The sequence below is a fragment of the Neobacillus niacini genome, from assembly GCF_000759675.1.
Classification (GTDB): Bacteria; Bacillota; Bacilli; order Bacillales; family Cytobacillaceae; genus Neobacillus; species Neobacillus niacini_A.
Genome location: NZ_BAWM01000036.1, coordinates 33,538 through 52,429, shown reverse-complemented (window position 1 = coordinate 52,429; position 18,892 = coordinate 33,538). Strand labels below are relative to the sequence as shown.

Sequence of the window (18,892 nt, the reverse complement as noted above, 5' to 3'; positions counted from 1 at the left end):
GCAAAGAAAAACAAAAGTAAATTTAACATATTGAGTCGTCTAAACGGCTCTTTTTTTTTGAAAACAAGTTTGTGAAATATTGTTCTTAAACTTTCGGGGGTGATTCTTCAATAAAGAAGGATCGCTTATTCTTATTTAGTAACGGGTCAGTTGAAGTAGGTAATAGTAAGGGTGATTTGTGACATTTTTATGAATATTATAGTGAGGATGTTAAATAACTCAATCGGAAGTGATAGTATCAGTAGTGTTAGAATATGTTTGAATAAGTGAGATATTGTTATCTTTTGTTATGGGGTTTTCACCGTGAAAACAAAGGAGGTGATATAGTGATGCTAGCTAACGAAAGGCAACAACAAATAAAAGAATTAATCAATCAGCGTAAAAATCTAAAAGTGTCGGAGTTAAGTGAAATCTTTCATGTTTCTGACATGACCATCCATCGTGATATAAAGCCACTTGTTGAGGAAGGGATTGTCGAAAAAACATTTGGAGGTATAAGTCTGATAGAAAAAGCAACCCGGCAAGTAAATAACAATGAATGTGTGGTCTGCTCTCGCCGCATTCAAGATCGTTTGTCTTATCGCTTAATCCTTACAAATAATAGGGTTGAGTCTGCCTGTTGCACCCACTGTGGTATGATACGCCATAAATTACTAGAGAAAGAAGTAATGGAGGCATTGTCATGCGATTTTTTCACACATACGACCATAAGTGCAAGAAACGCGTGGTTTGTAATTGATTCAACCATAGATTTAAGTTGTTGTCAGCCACAAGCTATTCCCTTTAATCAAAGAGAACATGCGGAAGGATTCGTTCGGGGATTTGGCGGGAAATTATTTTCTTTTTCAGAGGCGATGGATAAAATGACGGGACAAATTTCACAAACGAAGGCTTGCTGCCAGCATGACTAGTAAGTAATGGATATATCTTCTACAGAGTTTGTACATAGTGGTTGTTAAAAGTATTAAAAAGTTTAGGAAAGGGGGCATACTCTTGAAAAAATTCATTTTATTCTTTTTTTGCGTATTTTTTATACTACCTTCCATCATAAGTGCACACACCAGTCTGTCTTCTTCCAATCCATCCGAAGGACAAGTTGTGACAGAACAGCTGGAAGAAATCATCCTTAATTATGCTACTACTATTGAAGAATTAAGCACAATGGATTTAATGAGGGACGGATCTAAGATACCTTTAAAAGATATAAGGGTTGAAAACAAGCAATTGATAGGTGCAATTTCAGAGCCATTGGCTAACGGTTCGTACAAAATTCAATGGAAAATCGTTGGGGAAGATGGTCACCCGATAACAGGCGAAATAAATTTTACTGTTGACAGGGATCAAAATCAATCAGAAACGGATTCTGTTTTAATTGAAGAAAACCAAGGGAAGCAAGAGAATAACAGCCAAACCAATCAGACAGAACAAAAAAACACTAGTGATACAGTTGAACAGCCAGATAATAATTCTTCATCCACCATGCTAGTAACGATAGCGATTGTTTTGATCGTTATCTTTGGAATCGTACTATTATTGCTCACAGGTAAGAAAAAACGTTAAGCATTTGTGTCTATTATAATTTGTTGAAGGGAAGAGATTATTAATGAAAAAGATGATGACCTCGCTTGCAGTAATGTTAGGAGCATTTTTACTTTTTGCAGGAATTGCAAGTGCACATGTAACGGTCCTGCCTAAGGAAACAACTCAAGGAAGCTATGAAATGTTTACCGTAAGGGTACCATCTGAGAATGAAACGGTACCAACCACACAAATTAGAGTGGAATTTCCGTCAGCCGTGAATATTAGCCGAATTGAACCAAAACCAGGCTGGAAATATGAAATTCAAAAAGATGCTTCAGAAAAGATTACGAGTGTAACGTGGACAGCAGAAGAAGAAGGGTTAAAATCAACAGAATTTGGACTATTTAACATTCAAGGAAAAGTTGCAGACGACGCAACGGAAATTGTATTTAAAGCCTATCAAACCTATCAGGATGGAACCGTAGTAGAGTGGGTTGGAACACAAGATGCTGAAAAACCTGCGTCTGTGACTACAGTTAATCCAAAACCAGCTGATGGGTCCGGGGATCACCATAGTACAGTTAAGACAAATGAATCTAAGGAAGAAGTAAAAACGGAACAAGCTAATAAGGAAGAAGTAAATGAAACAACAAATTCTTCAAATGCTCCACTTTATGTATCGATTGCTGCTTTAATTGCAGGGTTATTATCGCTTGTTATTTCTCTAAAAAAACGTGCATAATTATTTCTAAAAAGACAAGAGATTAGATTCCCTTGTCTTTTTCTTATTGACTCACGAATGAGTTTAGTTGAAGAAAAAAATGACTCCTTTATGTCGCATTTGACAAAAAACTCCACACAAAAGGTACATAAAGAAAGAGAAAACCTTTAGTTTTAATATAGAAAAAGATAGTTTCATCTATAATAACCATTTAAAGCCATATAAGCTGAATAAATTACACATTCAATTATTAGTGAAGATGACTATAAATTTTACAAGTTATTCTTAAAAGTTAGAGCTACAATGTAGAAAGTAAAAAAACTTTTTATTGAAAGTGACATAAATTCACATAATAGATGGTAAGCTTGCAAACATTTTCGAAAAATGGTATTCTAAGGAAGAATTATTTTTGTTCGGTGTAAAGGATAGTATTAATAGAACTTTTCGTCTTAATGATCACTGGGAGCAAGGATAGTAACATATTGTGTGCAAAAGCACACATCAGGAGGAAACACACATGGAACAAGGTAAAGTAAAATGGTTTAACGCAGAAAAAGGATTTGGATTCATCGAACGCGAAGCTGGAGACGATGTATTCGTTCACTTCTCAGCAATCCAAAGCGAAGGTTTCAAATCTTTAGACGAAGGTCAAGCAGTTACTTTTGAAGTAGAGCAAGGTCAACGTGGACCCCAAGCTACTAACGTTCGCAAAGCTTAATAACAATGTCGGACATAGACAGGCTCTATTTTAGAGTCTGTTTTTTTATTGTGCTAACGAAGCAGGATAATTGAAGAAGGATTTGTATGTAAATTAAAATGAGCCTCCTTTTATCTGGGAGGCTTCTATTGTTATTCTTGTTTAAATAAAAAAGTTTGTTTGAACATACTTTGCCCATTTTAGATCAACTATGAAGTATTCAGAAGAAAGCTCAATAAACGAACGGACATGCAAATTAAATACATACGCACCAACTAATCCCTACTTATAGGTTGCTGCGGCAGCCTTTTTTATTGTGCAACGTGCATGTTAGTTTAATAAGGATTTGGACTTTTGTGGTAAAATAATACATATTATTGTTGTCAGGGGGCATGCATTTGGAGTCACTTATGATGGTTTTATTCGTATTTTTAGTTTGTATGTGTATTAGTTCGGTTTTGAATATACTTTTTAAAATGACCAAAAAAAGGGATTGGGTTGTAACATTATTAATCAGTTTAGGATTTTCTATAATAATCGTTCCTCTATTAGCTGGTTAGTTCCAAGGTTAAAATAGAAATATGGAGGAATAGCTATGAACATAAATATAATAGAAATAGTTTCAAATATTCAAAGTAAGGGTGGTTTCTCAGGTTCAGTATTTGTTGAAGATAAGGATAAGGTTTTACTAGATAAAAACTTTGGGTACGCCAACCGTTCAGATCAATTAGAAAATAATTCTGCTACTCGCTTTGGAATAGCATCTGGATGTAAACTCTTTACGGCAATTGCAATTTGTCAGCTTGTAGAAGAGGGAGAAATTTCTTTTGATTCTAAATTGAGCGATTGTCTCAAAGTTGATTTTAAACATTTTGATAATAAAGTTACTGTCCATCATTTACTGACACATACTTCGGGAATACCAGATTATTTTGATGAGGATGTAATGGATGACTTTGAGGATCTTTGGGTCAATAATCCTATGTATCATATAAGAAAGTTAAAAGACTTCTTACCATTGTTTCAAAACGAGCCTATGAAATCTCAAGCACGGGAATCTTTTCACTATAACAATGCTGGCTATATTTTATTAGGATTAATTGTGGAACAAGTAAGTGGACTTGAATTCTCTGATTATGTTCAAAAACATATTTTCAATAAAGCTGATATGACGCAATCTGGATACTTTTCATTTGACTCTCTACCGCCAAATACAGCATTAGGCTATATCGATAAACCTGATGGAACTTGGAAAACAAACATCTATTCTTTACCTGTAAAAGGTGGTTCCGATGGTGGAGCATTTGTAACAGCTTATGATATGGCTAAACTATGGAATGCACTTATGAATTACCAACTATTAAATGAAACATACACAAATAAGCTATTATCCACTCATACACAAGTCAATGAAAGTGGTTACTATGGTTATGGTATTTGGATTAAGAAAAAAACCGATAACAGTATCCTTAAATATCATATAATGGGGTATGATCCCGGTGTTAGCTTTCATTCTGCTTATTATCCTGGCTTATCTATTAAGGTCGTTGTTTGCTCAAATAAGTCAGATGGAGCATTTGATATAATGAGTGGTATTGAACAAGAATTAACAAAAATTAAGACCCTGTAATTACACACTGCATTTCTGTAATATACACATAGTAGCGGATGCCTTCTGCGATACGTTCACCTGCTTTCTAGAGTACGCATGCTTTGGGCTATCCGCCTTCCTTATTTGTTAACGACGGTTTTCAATATAATTTACGACATCACCGACTGTTTGAAGCTTCGCTGCAACTTTGTCACTAATCTCGATCGCGAATTCATCTTCAATTTCCATCGTCAGGTCCACCATATCTAGCGAATCAGCATCGAAGTCCTCTTTGAATGATGCTTCCGGTTTGATATTCTCCATTTTGACACCAAGTTGGTCTGCGATAATAGGCTTTAACTTTTCAAATGTGGTCATTTCGACATCCCCCTAAGTATTTCATAACTACCATTATAACAACCTATTTCGTAACGTAAAACATAAAAGTATTGCCAATATCCGGCGATAGCGCTGGGCCTTTGTTCAAGTTAAATCCGTCGGTGTCTTTCATAGTTAATTTTGACCCATCGCGAGAAAAAGACGCGAGTGAAAAAATAAATGAGGTTTAGAACAATTGTTCGAAGGTGGCACAGCGTTAATGCCACTTGATAAGTATCCGTTTAGTGAGAAGTATGGCTGGATTCAAGATAAGTATGGCTTGTCCTGGCAGATTGTTCCAAGTGAGATGGACGAGATGATGAGAAAGGGCACACCGGAGCAACTTGCGCGGGTAACGAAAGCATTTCTTAAAATGAAGAAATTTGATCTTGTGAAATTACAGAAAGCATACAAGGGATAATGAGAATACAGCCGATGGAAAATATGAGTTAGTCAAACAAATCACGGAAGAGTTCAAAGAAATGCTTAAATGAAACTAAATTTTCCCTTGAAGGTAATATTATCAGGCATATAATAGGGATTGGATGTCTTTTAGTTGCTATAATAATTGAAAGAAGTAAGAAAGAAAAAAACAATCAACTAAAACCAATGGGGGCAAGAGTTAAAGAACCGGGATCGCTGCTGCGGTCTTTTTTCTTGTTGTACTAAGGGGTCAGTTCAAGAAGGATATACCATTTCACGAATAGAATATTTACATAAAAAACGAAGGTAGGAATCTTTTTACAATAGGGAATTTCATTATTTCTGTTATTTATTTTTCGCTGTGGTCTATTGTTTGAGGTACTTCTTTGAACCGAAAATTAAAAATCAAGATATTAATAAACTGATTGTAGACATAGTTAGAACTGCAATTTTAGACTTAATATTTCTCCAGTTAATTAATCTCTTTTTCAACTACCCTGAAAATAAACTTCGGCAATTTGGCAAAAAAGGAAATACTTAAGAAAACGCAGCTCATTCATTTTTTTTAAAAGGGGAGGGCGCCTAATATATTGATTTATTGTAGGTAAGTTGTATAGATTAAGATGCTTCAGGTTCTTGTAACGTAACAGTTTATCCTATGCTTTGGAGTCCTCGTAGTGAATGTCGTACAATTGATTGCTTTCCCTGTTTATTAAAGTAGTTCTCGTCTAAAAAGAGGTCGCTAGGTCGTTATACATATTAGGTTTATCCCTTATCTAATTTAGTATAGCTCTCAATCTTTGTAACCGAATAAGCCGCATAGTAAAGAGTTAAAAAAATTATAAAATCATATAGAGTGGACCAATTCTTAGGGTTGTAAAAGTCGATGGCACTAAAGAAATTCATTCCTCCAAAAGCAGCAATTGAAGAAAATAAGATTCCTTTTAACAAGGTATTCATTTTTGGTTTTATTTGTAGAGCGAACATTACACCAACTGGTGCTAAAGTAAAGTGATATGGTAAAAATAGAAATGGTGATAGAGGGATGATTACCATTGGGTATGACCAGAGCCCTAAAGATAATGCTGCAAGATCTATTGTAAGTGATAATATAATAGTCAGTAAGCCACCTAAAAGGAGACGTCCTGCACTATCTTTCTTCCTGAGTCTAAACCAAACAATCCATGGAACAATAAATAGTGCGAGACCAAACCACCATTGCCAGGTTGAGAGAAATTCTTCCGTCACTGTATTTGCAAGTAAAGAACTTATCTCAGTGAACTGATTATAAGCTTTTTCTGATTGAGCGAGCCCCTTCTCAAATGCCATTTTCATAACATCTCCCTAAAAAATAGTAATAATATATTTTTTTCAGTTAAGTTATAATTTATGCAATTGTGTATCTTAAGAAAAACAGGTGCCTCCCCCCTTATAGGAGATGTTCTTTTTATGATTGAGAAGCATTCCTGATGTTAGCATAATCACTTTTATTATTTAAACAATGTCATCATTGTAGGCTTTTTTTCATACTATATTTTGGAGGTGAAAAAATGCCTAGAGTAAATTACCGCAGTTCAGATGTTGACTTAATGGCAAGGATGATGAGAGCAGAAGCCGAAGGTGAAGGAAAACAAGGAATGTTATATGTTGGAAATGTAATTGTTAATCGTCTTAAAGCAGATTGTTTAGACTTTAAAGGTTTAAGAAAAATTCCCGATGTCATTTTTCAAGTACAAGGAGGAAATTTTTCTTTTGAAGCTGTTCAAAAAGGAAATGTATTTTATCAAAGAGCGAGAACTGCTGAAAAGAGATTAGCAAAACAGAATTTGGATTATTGGAGACAACACCCAGGGAAATATGCTCTTTGGTACTTTAATCCGTATGCTCCATGCCCTCCAACATGGTACGGTCAACCTCATTCTGGTCAATTTAAAAATCATTGTTATTATGAACCAAAACCTGGAACATGTGATAGTGTTTATATCGGTAGTTAAGCTTACTCTTTGAGTAAGCTTTTTTAAATAATATTTTCTGAGTAATATATTCAGGGTTTTCAGCGGGATAAAAAAGGTCCTCTTGGAAACTTCCTTCCTCAAGCGAAATCATCCGTTTTTCTAGAAAGTGACAACTGGAAAGGTGCGTTGCGGCGATCTTTTTTCTTGCTTTACTCACGAAGCAAGTTAGTGGAACAACTGAGTTAAATATATATATTGAGGTGAGAATCAATATGTCAAATATAGAAATAAAGAAAGAACAGCTGCCTTTTGTGGCAGCTTGTTCTTACCAGTTGGAATCTAGAAATACCGTTTTAATCTTTTATTACTAGAATCTACGTCTTCTTCTTCTTTCTCTTTCGAATTCAAAGCGTCTTCTTCTATCTATATCAAATACAAATACAAAGGGGAAAAACAGTCTTCTTCTAAAGTCGTCACGAAAAAACCGATCTCTTCGGTCAAATCCAAAAAACGGCATTTATTTCATCCTCCTATCATTTCAGAAGTCTATATGACAACGGGACAGATGAACTTAACCTGCCCTTTATTCCGTACAATTTAGTAGGCCATAAAAGAAGATCCGACAATGATAAGGAGAATAAACAATACTATAATAAAAGCAAATCCAAATCCTCTTTCTTCACCCATTTATTTCACCTTCAGCATGAACTTAAAAAGTCGGTTTGAACATTAACACCAACTGGAAAGTACGATAATCAACAAAATGAACAATACAACAATTAATACAAAGCTACTGCCGCCATAGCCACCATAGCCATAGCCCCCACAGCCGTAACCAAAGCCCATATCTTCACCACCTTTTGGATTATCTGAAGAATAAATATTCCTTATATATGTATTTCAAAAGACAAGAATCGATTGGACATTTACCATGGTGTTAAGACAGAATCAGCGATTTGGTTAAACAGTTTCAAAAAATACAAAAAAGCGTCTGCAATACATGCAAACGCCTTTTCAGGGTGAAAACATTGAATGTTCAAACCGAAAATAAAAACCAAACCAAGGAAAGTAGTATTACTGATAATAAGGTTTGAAATTTGGATTTTCAGAAGATAATATTCTGAACTTTGATAAACCTACTTTTTCCATATTTATATAGCAATCAATCAATAAGGATCCTGCAAAATAGACTTACCTAATTTGATACACTATAATATCAAATAGTAAAACACAATACGAACAAGGTGAAGTTGATGAAAAACTATGCGCGGGTTTTCCGGGGGACTGCTTTTACGAGCAAGTCACCAACAGAGGTACATATTTTAAAAGAACATCTTTTCTGTATCAGTGAAGACGGACTGATTGAGAAAGTGGTTGCACCAGAAAATCCAGAATATCAGACGATACTACAAACTTACCAAGATAATCTTCAGTGTTTAAAAGATGGTCAGTATTTTTTACCGGGTTTTGTTGATTTGCATGTACATGCGCCGCAATGGGCGCAATCAGGGACGGCGTTGGATATTCCCCTTTATGATTGGCTAAATACATACACCTTTCCATTGGAATCTAAATTTTCGGATCTTGGTTTTGCCAAAAAGGTGTATCAAGATGTTGTCAGCACGCTGCTGGCAAATGGAACTACCACGGCTCTTTATTTTGCAACGGTTCATAAAGAAGCAAGCTTACTGCTAGCAAAAATTTGTGCAGAAAAAGGACAGCGCGGTTTAGTGGGGAAGGTGGTTATGGATAATCCTGACCAAACCTCAGAAATCTACCGTGACGCTGATACGCAAACGGCATTAAAGGATACCGAGGAATTCATTTTAGCAGTCAACGAATTAGCCCAATCAACGAAACAGGGTATTTACCCTGTTGTAACACCGCGCTTTATTCCAAGCTGTACTGACGATGCCTTAAAAGGGTTGGGAGAATTAGCGGCTAAGTATGATACATATGTCCAATCGCACTGCAGTGAAAGTGATTGGGAGCATGGATATGTACAGGATCGTTTTCAAAAAAATGACGCTTTTGCCTTACATGATTTTGGACTTTTACGAGATAAGTCGGTGATGGCGCATTGCAACTTCTTAAATGATGACGATGCCGATTTATTTGCAGAAACAGGCACCGCAGTCAGCCATTGCCCCATCTCTAATTCTTACTTTGCTAATAGCGTCATCCCAATTGGTTATTTACACTCAAAAGGAGTAGCGATTGGATTAGGCTCCGATATTTCAGGCGGTTTTTCACCAAGTATTTATGATAATGCCAGGCAAGCTGTCATATCTTCGAGAATGTTAGAGGATGGAGTGGATACTTCACTTCCAGCTGAAGAACGAGGCGTGCCAAATTCACGTATTACCATTAATGAAGCTTTCTATTTTGCAAGTGCTGGCGGGGGAGAAAGTTTAAGCCTAGCAATCGGCCGATTAGAAGAGAACTATGCATGGGATGTACAAATCATCGATACGACAGTAGCAACAGCAAAACTACCAATTTATGATGAAAAGGAAGACTTACATGACGTCTTCCAAAAAATCATGTATTTAGTTCGTCCAGAAAATATCTGTGAAGTTTGGGTGCAAGGTGAAAAAGTACATTCACAGTAGTATTAAATAGGAACCCAAAATACAAATATTAACAGGTTCTGTTCCCTAATTGTAAAGTAGATGTCTATCAAATTGCGTGATAATTTGATAGGCATTTTTTGTTGGAATATAGCGATTTCTATGCATTTCTGTTCTTAAAGATTCTTGCAAATGACCTTATTTCCATTGTACTTTAATGAAGAAAACAAAAGTCGACAAATTATGGTAACTTTAAAGTATAATGTGTAATGAATAAATACTAATATTGGTTCTTACTTAATGTATGATGATTGTTTGTATAGAACAGTCATAAACATAATGAACATGATTATTGCAGGATTCAGATATTGAAGAGAATTTGAAAGGTAACGAAGATGAGTATAATTAAGGATTTTTTGCTGCAGCTTACGTTTATGCTAATACCCATATTTATATACTATACATTTATTACAGAGAGGGTAAAGAATGATAAAAATAGAAAAGTAATCAGGACCATTATGTGGGGAATAACAATAATAGCTTGCATGTCCTTTCCAGTGGTTTTTGGTCAAAATGCTCGTTTAGAGTTAAGAATTATTCCTCTATTATTTGGGACCTTATATGGCGGATTTTTGTCAGGAATTTTCCTATCAGCACTTATCATCCTATATCGACTTTATTTTGGAATAGATATAGGATTTTATAATACTGTTCTAGTCTTATTATTTTCCCTGCCTGTAATATTGTATTTTCAAAAATCGTTTGCAAGTTCGAAAAAAGATTTAAGGGTAAAAATTGCTGTGGGTCTTTCCTTTTACTATTGTTTTATTGGCCTTACTTTTTTTGGAATTCTAAGAGATTTTTCCATAGATTATCTTAAAGTGCAGATTATTCATCTTATCTTTGCAGTGGTAGTTACTTGGTTCTTTGCTATGTTAGAAGAAACGATCAGGGAGATTCACCAGCTACGATTAGAGTTGCATAACTCGGAGAAAATACGAGTAATAAGTGAGTTAACAAGTGTTTTCGCTCATGAAATTAGAAATCCGCTGCAAGTTACTCGTGGGTTTCTGCAACTTCTAAACGAACCTGATCTGCCTGATCAAAAGAAGGAATATATCCAAATATCCCTTGAAGAATTAGACCGTGCAAATGAAATTATTAATGATTTTTTATCTTTTGGAAAACCATCCATTTATAACAACGAAAGAATAGACGTAGGTTATCAATTACAACGTGTAGTAAACATCATTCAAAGTTACACCCTGAACCATAATGTTGAAATTAAAACTGATATTCTTGCTAACTGTTGGATTTATGCTAACCCTCAAAAATTGAATCAGTCTTTGATTAATATTTTGAAAAATGCGATAGAGTCTATGCCGAATGGTGGAATTGTCTGGATTACATGTACATCAACTAATGATGGATATATAAATATTAACATTAAAGATCAAGGGATTGGTATGACAAAAAAGCAAATTGATATGCTTGGATCTCCGTATTATTCCTTAAAGGAAAGTGGGACAGGACTAGGTATGATGGTAAGTTTTCAAATTGTACGTTCATTCAAAGGTAAAATACAAGTGAACAGTGAAAAGGATATTGGGACAGAATTTATTATTCTCTTACCGAAGATAACTTAACGGATGAGTCTATTTATAGGTCGGCGATTGGAATAGAATAAATAGGGAACCTAGGAGGAATATTTAACAATTACTTACTTAAAAGCAGACGTCAATCAAAGTGATTTTTATAAAAAAGAACAAACACGAGCGGAAGTGACCGCTCGTGTTTGCTGTTTTAAAATGGATAATTAATTTTACCTGTTTCAACTAACTGCTTTAATCCACCGAACATTAAATTCCAACCATGTTCAGAACCATCACGATACTCAGTTTCGGCTTTTTCAATATCTTCTGCAGTCCAACCTTCCTCATACAGTTCTAAAACGTTCATAATTAATTCCTCGCTTCTTAAATTTATCACTGAATTGTAGATATCGAGCTATTTAGTGTAGATTTCCTGAAAAAGTGTGTAGATATCGAAATAAAATGTGTAGAAATCGGACAAAAGTGTGTAGATAAATTCAAAAAGTGTGTAGATATATTAAATAAAGGAGGCAGCAGCGAGATAGAATGCGATTGATATGACTCCTCCTATCAAGGAAACCTTCAATTTATAACGTGCATACTCGACAATCGGCAAATCCATAATGGAAGCAGTCGTAATCGTGGTATCTCCCAAAGGTGAAGCTAAAGCCCCAAATGCGCCACTTGCAAATACTGCACCTACGGTTAACGGGATGGATGCCCCAGTCGAGACAGCCAAACTAACGCCTAATGGCATAAACAATCCCCATGTTCCCCACGAGGAACCTATAAAGTAGCCGACAATCGATCCGAGAAGAAAGATCGTGGCTGGAGTTAACCAAGCTGGTAAAAAAGCCCCCAAAGTTGAACTGATAAAGGTAGAAAAACCAAGATCCTCTGCAGATAGTGTAAGTGACCAAATCAGTACGAGCAGACTTATCGCTTCCATCATCTGATTTCCGCCATCATAAAAATGGTATAACAGCTCACTAAGATGTTGCCGTCTTATAATATAAAAAATGAACGATAGGATGAGAGTGATAAAAACAGCTAAGAGCATGACAAAGGTTGCATCTGCAATAGAAAAAGCATCAAAAACCGTTTTTGCTCCTTTACTCTTACCGTCCTGCCACAACAAAAACAGTGATAATCCTAAAAGTAAAAAAACAGGTACAATCAAGTTCCAAGGCTGTGCTTTTACCATCGATAATTCTTTTTTAATTCCAATTCGATGAAATTCATGCTCTTCTTCATCCAGCTGCTCTTGAACACCTTTTACATTGGATTTCCCAGTACCACGATTCCATATGGTTTGGATTAATCCAATAACAAGCGTAATAATGGCAAAAAAGTTAAACAAGATACTCAGTAAGAATACTTTGTAGGGTGACATACCAAAATCCAATTCCCGAATACTACCTTCCACTAAAGAAACCATGAAGCCAACAAATGCGGTCGCGACCGGTAAAAGAACAATGACAGACTCAGTCGAGATATCCATCGTCAGCCCGACTTTTTGCTTGGAAACGTTCATTTTTTTCGCAAGGGATTTGACGACAGGTCCTATCATCATAATCCGAAACATCGGCATCATAAAGGTAAAAGGGAGGGTTAGCCAGATCAATCCAAGCAGCCCGCGCTCACTCTTAATCTTGGTCCCAACCCATTCAGAAAAACCTTTAATCCCCCCAGAAATGTTCATCATCCCCACAAGACCGCCAAACAAGTAAAGAAATCCGATAATTTTAATATTGGTCTTATCTGAAAGGGTTGTGACCATATAGGATACACTTTGAATCGTTCCATCTAATATATCCGAGGTGAAAATCAAAGAACCCACAACAAGCCCAACGACTAGACCAGGTAAGATATTTTTTAGCCAGATAGACATGGCAATAACAATTAAAAATGGTAACAGAGAAAGCCAAGTATGTTCCAAAGCATCTTCCCCCTGTATTCGTTTTTCTACATATTGGTATATTATTGCCCTATCGATAGTAATAAAAAAGCAAAATAACAAATTTAGTCAAGATTCTTGCATTCAGGAACATTATTTGTAGAGGATACGACGTTTATTAACTACAAGGATCTTATTTTCAATTAAATCAAATCATGGAAAAAGAGTCATTTAAATAGAAGAAGTTGGTTACCGACTATCATGTAGTTAATCAACTTTTTTTCGTTTAGCAAAGTTATGGTAAAAAAATTTGATATTTAAAAGACTATAATATATAATATATATAAATCATATATAATATACATTATATTTAATTGGAGGTAACCATGGATGTAATTGATTTTAAAAATATCCTTTGGAACTACACAAGGAAGATTAATGAGAGAACCAATAATTTAATTAACACTTTATGTGACCACCATGGGATAACCACATTGCAAGGAAGGATACTAATAGAAATACAGCAACATGGAACTCATACAATCGGCACCTTAGCAAGTCGGTTACATATTGCCGGAACTAATATATCAACGATGTGCAAAAAACTTGAAAGTAAAGGATTTATCGAACGTGTAAGAGATGAAGGAGACGAGAGAGTGGTAAAGGTAGCTCTTTCAGAGAAGGGAATTAGTGTGGTAGAAGAGATCAATCAAGAATTAATCGAGAAAATCTCACATTCCATTCAAGGGGAAACAGATCATTCATTGACCGAAATCATCAATGGTCTCAAGAAATTGAATGAATTGCTGGAAAAAATGGACTGAACGTTTAATATAAAAGGAGATATGCATCATGTGGGAAGGAATTGTATCAACTTATTCTTCAATGTTAGATTGGCATATGTGGGCGGAGGTGTTAACCTCACCAAAAGCTTGGGGGTTAATACTATCTTTGGCCGTCCTCGAATGTATCTTATCGGCGGATAATGCGTTAGTGTTGTCAGCTTTTGTTAAGCCATTACCAAAAGAACAGCAAAAAAAGGCATTGGTATATGGTCTCTGGGGAGCTTATATATTCCGATTCATCTTTATCGGTTTAGGAACATTTTTAATTAAATTATGGTGGATTAAATTAATCGGTGCCCTATACTTGTTGTGGCTTGCAGTTAAATTCTTTAAGGACAAGCTACTTCACAAGGAGGCAGGAGAAGAGGGAGAACAAGTACAACCAAAAGGCTGGTTAGTGAAAACATTTGGTTTCTTCTGGGCAACTGTTATCTCCGTGGAGCTTATGGATTTAGCCTTTTCAGTGGATAGTATCCTGACTGCACTAGCTGTTTCTGAAGAAGTTTGGGTCATCTTACTTGGTGGTATGATTGGGATTCTACTTATGCGGGGTGTGGCGACATTCTTCATCGCATTAATGGACAGAGTCCCTGAGCTAGAGACGACAGCCTACATTTTAATCACCTTTATTGCGATTAAAATGGGATTAACGTTGGTGGATTTTCACATTGCAAACGAAATTTTTATCGGTTTCTTGGTATTATCATTTTTGGTAACATTCATTATCCATTATATTCGCAAATCTAGAGCAGAAAAGTACTCTCATTAGGAATGGAGTTATCAACCGAAAAATGCTGCAGCTAATTTTTGCTGCAGCATTTTTCGGCTTTGATATTAAATCGACAATCTCCAAATATCAGGTATCATGGTAAAGAGCCAGGCCACTTAAACAAGCCATTGATTCTGAATTAAAGATAAGATTATTCTATGGTTACGAAACTGGAAGAATAGACACCTGAAAATCGACCATTCCTGAATGTGGGTAAATAAAATCGCCAAAATACAGCTATTTATGAAGAGTAGGGACATCTATCCTTACTCATTTTTTTGCCAAATCGATTATTTCTTATCTATCCAACGGGGGTTTATGCTGTATTTTTTATAAATAAAAGTTCAACCCATGAAAGCATGCGGATTGTCAACTTGGCATGCGTTTTATTTTGGGAATCTGCCAAGAAAACAGTGTTCTTATCTTTCCAAACAAACTGTTTACCGGATAGCACATCTGTCCTTTTTTCTTAACACATGTACATCCATACAGTCAGTCATTTTCAATTTCTAAGCAAATTACCAGCATGGGTAAATTGGTATGTTTCTTGCATTTCATTTTGTAGAGCCCATTTCCCAAGATTAAAAATGGAAGCGGTTCCAAATGAAAGTGAAATGGTCAGAGAGATCCGATTCCGCAATATGTCAGGAACGTTGTGGAGGTGAGCAAAAAAATAAGAATGAGTTTTGTGTACAAAGATTTCAATAAAAATTTAGGGGTGAAGGCTGAGTGAGTGAAATTTCAATCTTAAATCGTGTGGCAATTGGGGATATTGTTCGAAGGACAGCCGCAAAAAATCCTGATAAAACAGCGGTTATTTCCGGTGACAGAAGAATTACCTATAAAGAGTTTAATAATGATTGCAACCGCTTTGCCCACTACTTGTTAGACCTTGGATTAGAAAAAGGAGATAGTGTAGCTTCGATTTGCGGAAATTCTTGGCAGTTCTTGGTTGCGATTTTTGGGATTGTGAAGGCTGGTTTAGTTTGGGTTCCGATAAATCCTGGTGTTTCCTTTAATGAAAAGTTCTATATCCTTTCGGAAGTTCGGGCGAAAGTGCTGCTATGTGATGAGATGTTTTTACAGGGTAAAAAAGAGGAGTTATCAAGCATTTGTCCTGAATTAATCGTTATCGGTAATGGTGCGCTGGAGGCTGAAAAATTTGAAAATAAACTTCACTCCCAGCAAACATTCGAGCCCGAAGTAAATGTAGCTGACAGAGATGTTGCACAGATAATGTTTACGAGCGGCACCACGGGAACACCTAAAGGAGTGCTAATCAACCATCAAGCGGTGTTCATTGCCAGTCTTGCCAATATTATCGAAGCCGGAATGGTGAAAGATGACATTGCCACACTCATGATGCCGGCTTTCCATTGTGCACAGCATACGCTGGTGGCGTCCTTCTTCCATCTAGGTGCTACGGTTGTCATTATTCATGGGTTCGAACCGGAAGTATTTATGAAAACGGTGGAAAAAGAAAAGATTACCTGGATGTTTGGTTTGCCGATGATGTACAGAGCATTTCTCTATCATCCTTCCTTTGAAAAATATAATCTATCAAGTTTGCGCTATTGTTTATATGCAATGGCTCCGATGGACCGGAATACGCTTGAAAAAGGTATAAATGAACTAGGCTGTGAATTCGCACTTGGCTCGGGGCAAACCGAAATGTACCCGGCAACCTGTGTTTTCAAACCAGAGGACCAGCTAAGGAAATCTGGACCATATTGGGGAACACCGTCATTGATAACGGATGTAGCCATTATGGATGAAAACGGGAAGCTACTTGGCAAAGGGGAAGTAGGCGAAATCGTTCATCGCGGCCCTAATGTCATGGATGGGTATCTGAATAATCCAGAAGAAACAAACCGAGCAAGACAACATTGCTGGCATCATACAGGAGATTTAGGATATCTTGATGAGGATGGGCTGATAGTGTTTGTCGACAGAAAGAAGGACATGATCAAGACAGGCGGGGAAAATGTTGCTTCTATTCAAGTGGAACAGGTTCTGTTGTCATATTACAAAGTGTTAAATGCTGTTGCGGTTGGACTTCCACATGAACGCTGGATTGAGGCGGTAACGGCATTTGTTGTCCTAAAGCCAGGGGAGGAAGCCACGAAGGAAGACATTCTTGCATACTGCACAGAACATCTCGGCTCATTCCAAGTCCCAAAAGAAGTGTTAATTGTAAATGAACTCCCAATGACCACCACCGGTAAAATTCAAAAGCACGTCCTAAGAGAAAAATACCAAAGTTTATATTCTAATAATCCAGTCTAAAGATTCGTTTTTCTAATAAATTGGGAGGTGTTAGAGTTTGCAAGATTGGATTGTTCATAGAGCCTTAAAAAGAGCTGTATCCCAATATCCTGATAAACCATTTTTAATCTGTAATAACGAAAAAGTAACCTTTAAGGAGCTAGATAAAATTACAGATGCGCTGGCGTCTGCACTGTTAGAGGAAGGATTTAGGAGAGGAGACAACCTTGCGATCCTCGCATTGAATCAGTTAGAGTGGCTTTACAGCTATTTTGCTGCCGCAAAGATCGGTGTTGGTGTGGTGGCTTTAAATCCTCGCTATCGTGAGGCAGAACTAGAATATATGCTAAACAATTCTAAGGCGAAAGGAATTGTTTCCATTTCGGATCATCAGGGATTTGATTTTTCTGGTTTCTTCCAAAAATTTCGTAAAAAAGTCCCGACTGTTGAAAAATATATTTTTATTGAAAAAGGTTTTGAGGGCAGTCTGAAGTTAAATAATCTATTAAATTATGAGGTTAATAAAAGCAGTCTGGATCAGTGTAAGCAAGATGTAAAGGAAGATGATACTGCTATCGTCATTTATACATCTGGTACAACTGGAAGGCCAAAGGGCACTTTGATAACAAATCGAAGTATTTTAGAGTCTGCACTAGCCCAGGCAGACCACTTATCCCTTGGGGAAAAAGACTGTACAGTTGGGAGTCTGCCACTTAACCATGTCGGGGGAATTACCTGTGCCGTTCATGCGCTATTAGTGAAGTTTGGAAGCATTGTATTAGTTCCAGAATTTATACCTGAAAAGGTACTGCAAGTCATCGACCGAGTAAAACCAACGATGTTTGGCGGAGTTCCAACCATGTATCTCATGCTCTGCAATCATAAAGATATCGATAAATATGACCTGAGTTCAATAAAAATAGGTATTGTCGGTGGTTCCAATGTCGATCGCAGTCAGTGTGAGTTGATTGATATACACTTCCAGAATGCTAGAATCGTAAATTTATATGGACTTAGTGAAACATCTGGTGCGTGTATTATGACGAGGCTGACAGATTCTGTAGAAAGAGTTCAGGAAAGCATTGGCGTTCCAATCGGTGATTTTAAGATAAAAATTGTCGATAGTGAACAGAATGAGCTTCCTCATGGTGAAGTCGGTGAACTAGCCGTTAAAGGGGATTGCAGAGCCAAAGGTTACTTTGGGCTTGAGGAAGAAACGAAATTAACCTTTTCAGAAGATGGCTGGCTGTATACGGGTGATATGGGGTATCTGGATCATGAGGGGTATTTGTTTTTGAAAGGACGTAAGAAGGAAATGTATATTCAGGGTGGATATAATGTTTACCCTCTAGAGGTAGAGAGCATTCTTATGTCACATCCGAAGGTTTCTTTCGCAGCAGGAATTGGAGTACCGGATCCGTTCCTAGGTGAAGTGGGTCTGTACTATATTATCCCAAAAGAAGGAGATGTGATTTCAGAAGAAGAAGTGAAAGTGTTCTGCAAACAGCATTTAGCGGATTATAAAGTACCGAAGCAAATTGTATTTGCAAAGAATCTCCCTCAGACACCAGCGGGGAAGATTCAAAAATCAGTTTTGAAAGAGCAATATTTAAAACAGCTGCCAGCTAAATAGACAAAAAACAACCATATGGGGCACATTCCCATATG

18 protein-coding genes and 1 pseudogene are annotated in these 18,892 nt (G+C 36.5%); 13 read left to right on the top strand and 6 right to left on the bottom strand.

Going from position 1 to position 18,892, the window contains the following annotated elements; translation table 11 throughout:
• Positions 1-329: 329 nt before the first annotated feature.
• The 5 genes from TR08_RS15420 (at position 330) to TR08_RS15400 (ending at position 4,569) form a co-directional block, all read left to right on the top strand.
• A complete protein-coding gene (locus TR08_RS15420; protein WP_045519551.1) occupies positions 330-911 on the top strand; it encodes a DeoR family transcriptional regulator in 582 nt (193 codons plus the stop codon).
• An 82-nt stretch (positions 912-993) separates the two neighbouring features.
• Positions 994-1,560, top strand: coding sequence for a copper resistance protein CopC (locus tag TR08_RS15415; protein ID WP_045519549.1), 567 nt, complete (start codon positions 994-996; stop codon positions 1,558-1,560).
• A gap of 43 nt (positions 1,561-1,603) precedes the next feature.
• Positions 1,604-2,263 carry a YcnI family copper-binding membrane protein gene (locus TR08_RS15410; protein WP_045519547.1) on the top strand — a complete coding sequence of 220 codons (660 nt, stop codon included), beginning with the start codon at positions 1,604-1,606 and terminating at the stop codon, positions 2,261-2,263.
• Between the two features lie 496 nt (positions 2,264-2,759).
• Positions 2,760-2,960, top strand: a complete 201-nt coding sequence (locus tag TR08_RS15405) for a cold-shock protein (RefSeq protein ID WP_007083691.1) — start codon at positions 2,760-2,762, stop codon at positions 2,958-2,960.
• A gap of 574 nt (positions 2,961-3,534) precedes the next feature.
• Positions 3,535-4,569 (top strand): serine hydrolase domain-containing protein, encoded by a 1,035-nt coding sequence (locus TR08_RS15400; protein ID WP_045519543.1) that lies wholly within the window; start codon positions 3,535-3,537, stop codon positions 4,567-4,569.
• Positions 4,570-4,677: 108 nt separating this feature from the next.
• Here the strand turns inward: TR08_RS15400 and acpP are convergent, their stop codons facing one another.
• The gene (gene acpP / locus TR08_RS15395) at positions 4,678-4,908 is read right to left on the bottom strand and encodes an acyl carrier protein (RefSeq protein WP_045519540.1); all 231 of its coding nucleotides are present in this window, start codon (positions 4,906-4,908) and stop codon (positions 4,678-4,680) included.
• Positions 4,909-5,128: 220 nt separating this feature from the next.
• On the opposite strand from acpP, the gene TR08_RS33955 reads away from it, so the two are divergent.
• Positions 5,129-5,329: a VOC family protein gene (locus tag TR08_RS33955; RefSeq protein WP_052427479.1), complete on the top strand. Its 201-nt coding sequence runs from the start codon at positions 5,129-5,131 to the stop codon at positions 5,327-5,329.
• Between the two features lie 767 nt (positions 5,330-6,096).
• On the opposite strand, the gene TR08_RS15385 is transcribed toward TR08_RS33955, so the two are convergent.
• Complete coding sequence (locus tag TR08_RS15385) at positions 6,097-6,660, bottom strand: CBO0543 family protein (protein ID WP_045519538.1); 564 nt, start codon at positions 6,658-6,660, stop codon at positions 6,097-6,099.
• Between the two features lie 221 nt (positions 6,661-6,881).
• On the opposite strand from TR08_RS15385, the gene TR08_RS15380 reads away from it, so the two are divergent.
• Positions 6,882-7,325: a cell wall hydrolase gene (locus tag TR08_RS15380; protein WP_045519536.1), complete on the top strand. Its 444-nt coding sequence runs from the start codon at positions 6,882-6,884 to the stop codon at positions 7,323-7,325.
• A gap of 558 nt (positions 7,326-7,883) precedes the next feature.
• On the opposite strand, the gene TR08_RS31095 is transcribed toward TR08_RS15380, so the two are convergent.
• Positions 7,884-7,973 carry a YjcZ family sporulation protein gene (locus tag TR08_RS31095; protein ID WP_081954504.1) on the bottom strand — a complete coding sequence of 30 codons (90 nt, stop codon included), beginning with the start codon at positions 7,971-7,973 and terminating at the stop codon, positions 7,884-7,886.
• A 42-nt stretch (positions 7,974-8,015) separates the two neighbouring features.
• A complete protein-coding gene (locus TR08_RS31090; protein ID WP_081954503.1) occupies positions 8,016-8,132 on the bottom strand; it encodes a YjcZ family sporulation protein in 117 nt (38 codons plus the stop codon).
• 407 nt (positions 8,133-8,539) lie between these two features.
• On the opposite strand from TR08_RS31090, the gene guaD reads away from it, so the two are divergent.
• Together guaD and TR08_RS15370 are read left to right on the top strand one after the other, a co-directional pair.
• Entirely contained in the window at positions 8,540-9,898 is a 1,359-nt protein-coding gene (gene guaD / locus TR08_RS15375) for a guanine deaminase (RefSeq protein WP_045519534.1), read from the top strand.
• Between the two features lie 353 nt (positions 9,899-10,251).
• Entirely contained in the window at positions 10,252-11,502 is a 1,251-nt protein-coding gene (locus TR08_RS15370; protein WP_081954502.1) for an ATP-binding protein, read from the top strand.
• A gap of 157 nt (positions 11,503-11,659) precedes the next feature.
• Here the strand turns inward: TR08_RS15370 and TR08_RS32025 are convergent.
• Together TR08_RS32025 and TR08_RS15360 are read right to left on the bottom strand one after the other, a co-directional pair.
• Positions 11,660-11,794: pseudogene (locus TR08_RS32025) on the bottom strand (SRPBCC family protein); the annotation flags it as partial.
• 171 nt (positions 11,795-11,965) lie between these two features.
• Positions 11,966-13,387 carry a Na+/H+ antiporter NhaC family protein gene (locus tag TR08_RS15360; protein WP_081954501.1) on the bottom strand — a complete coding sequence of 474 codons (1,422 nt, stop codon included), beginning with the start codon at positions 13,385-13,387 and terminating at the stop codon, positions 11,966-11,968.
• A gap of 344 nt (positions 13,388-13,731) precedes the next feature.
• Between TR08_RS15360 and TR08_RS15355 the strand changes: the two genes are divergently transcribed.
• The 4 genes from TR08_RS15355 to TR08_RS15340 all read left to right on the top strand — a co-directional run bounded on the left by TR08_RS15355 (position 13,732) and on the right by TR08_RS15340 (position 18,857).
• Complete coding sequence (locus tag TR08_RS15355; protein ID WP_052427478.1) at positions 13,732-14,169, top strand: MarR family winged helix-turn-helix transcriptional regulator; 438 nt, start codon at positions 13,732-13,734, stop codon at positions 14,167-14,169.
• Positions 14,170-14,197: 28 nt separating this feature from the next.
• Positions 14,198-14,959 (top strand): TerC family protein, encoded by a 762-nt coding sequence (locus TR08_RS15350; RefSeq protein ID WP_045519530.1) that lies wholly within the window; start codon positions 14,198-14,200, stop codon positions 14,957-14,959.
• 729 nt (positions 14,960-15,688) lie between these two features.
• A complete protein-coding gene (locus tag TR08_RS15345) occupies positions 15,689-17,245 on the top strand; it encodes an AMP-binding protein (RefSeq protein WP_045519527.1) in 1,557 nt (518 codons plus the stop codon).
• A 37-nt stretch (positions 17,246-17,282) separates the two neighbouring features.
• Positions 17,283-18,857 (top strand): class I adenylate-forming enzyme family protein, encoded by a 1,575-nt coding sequence (locus TR08_RS15340; RefSeq protein ID WP_045519525.1) that lies wholly within the window; start codon positions 17,283-17,285, stop codon positions 18,855-18,857.
• Positions 18,858-18,892: the final 35 nt, after the last annotated feature.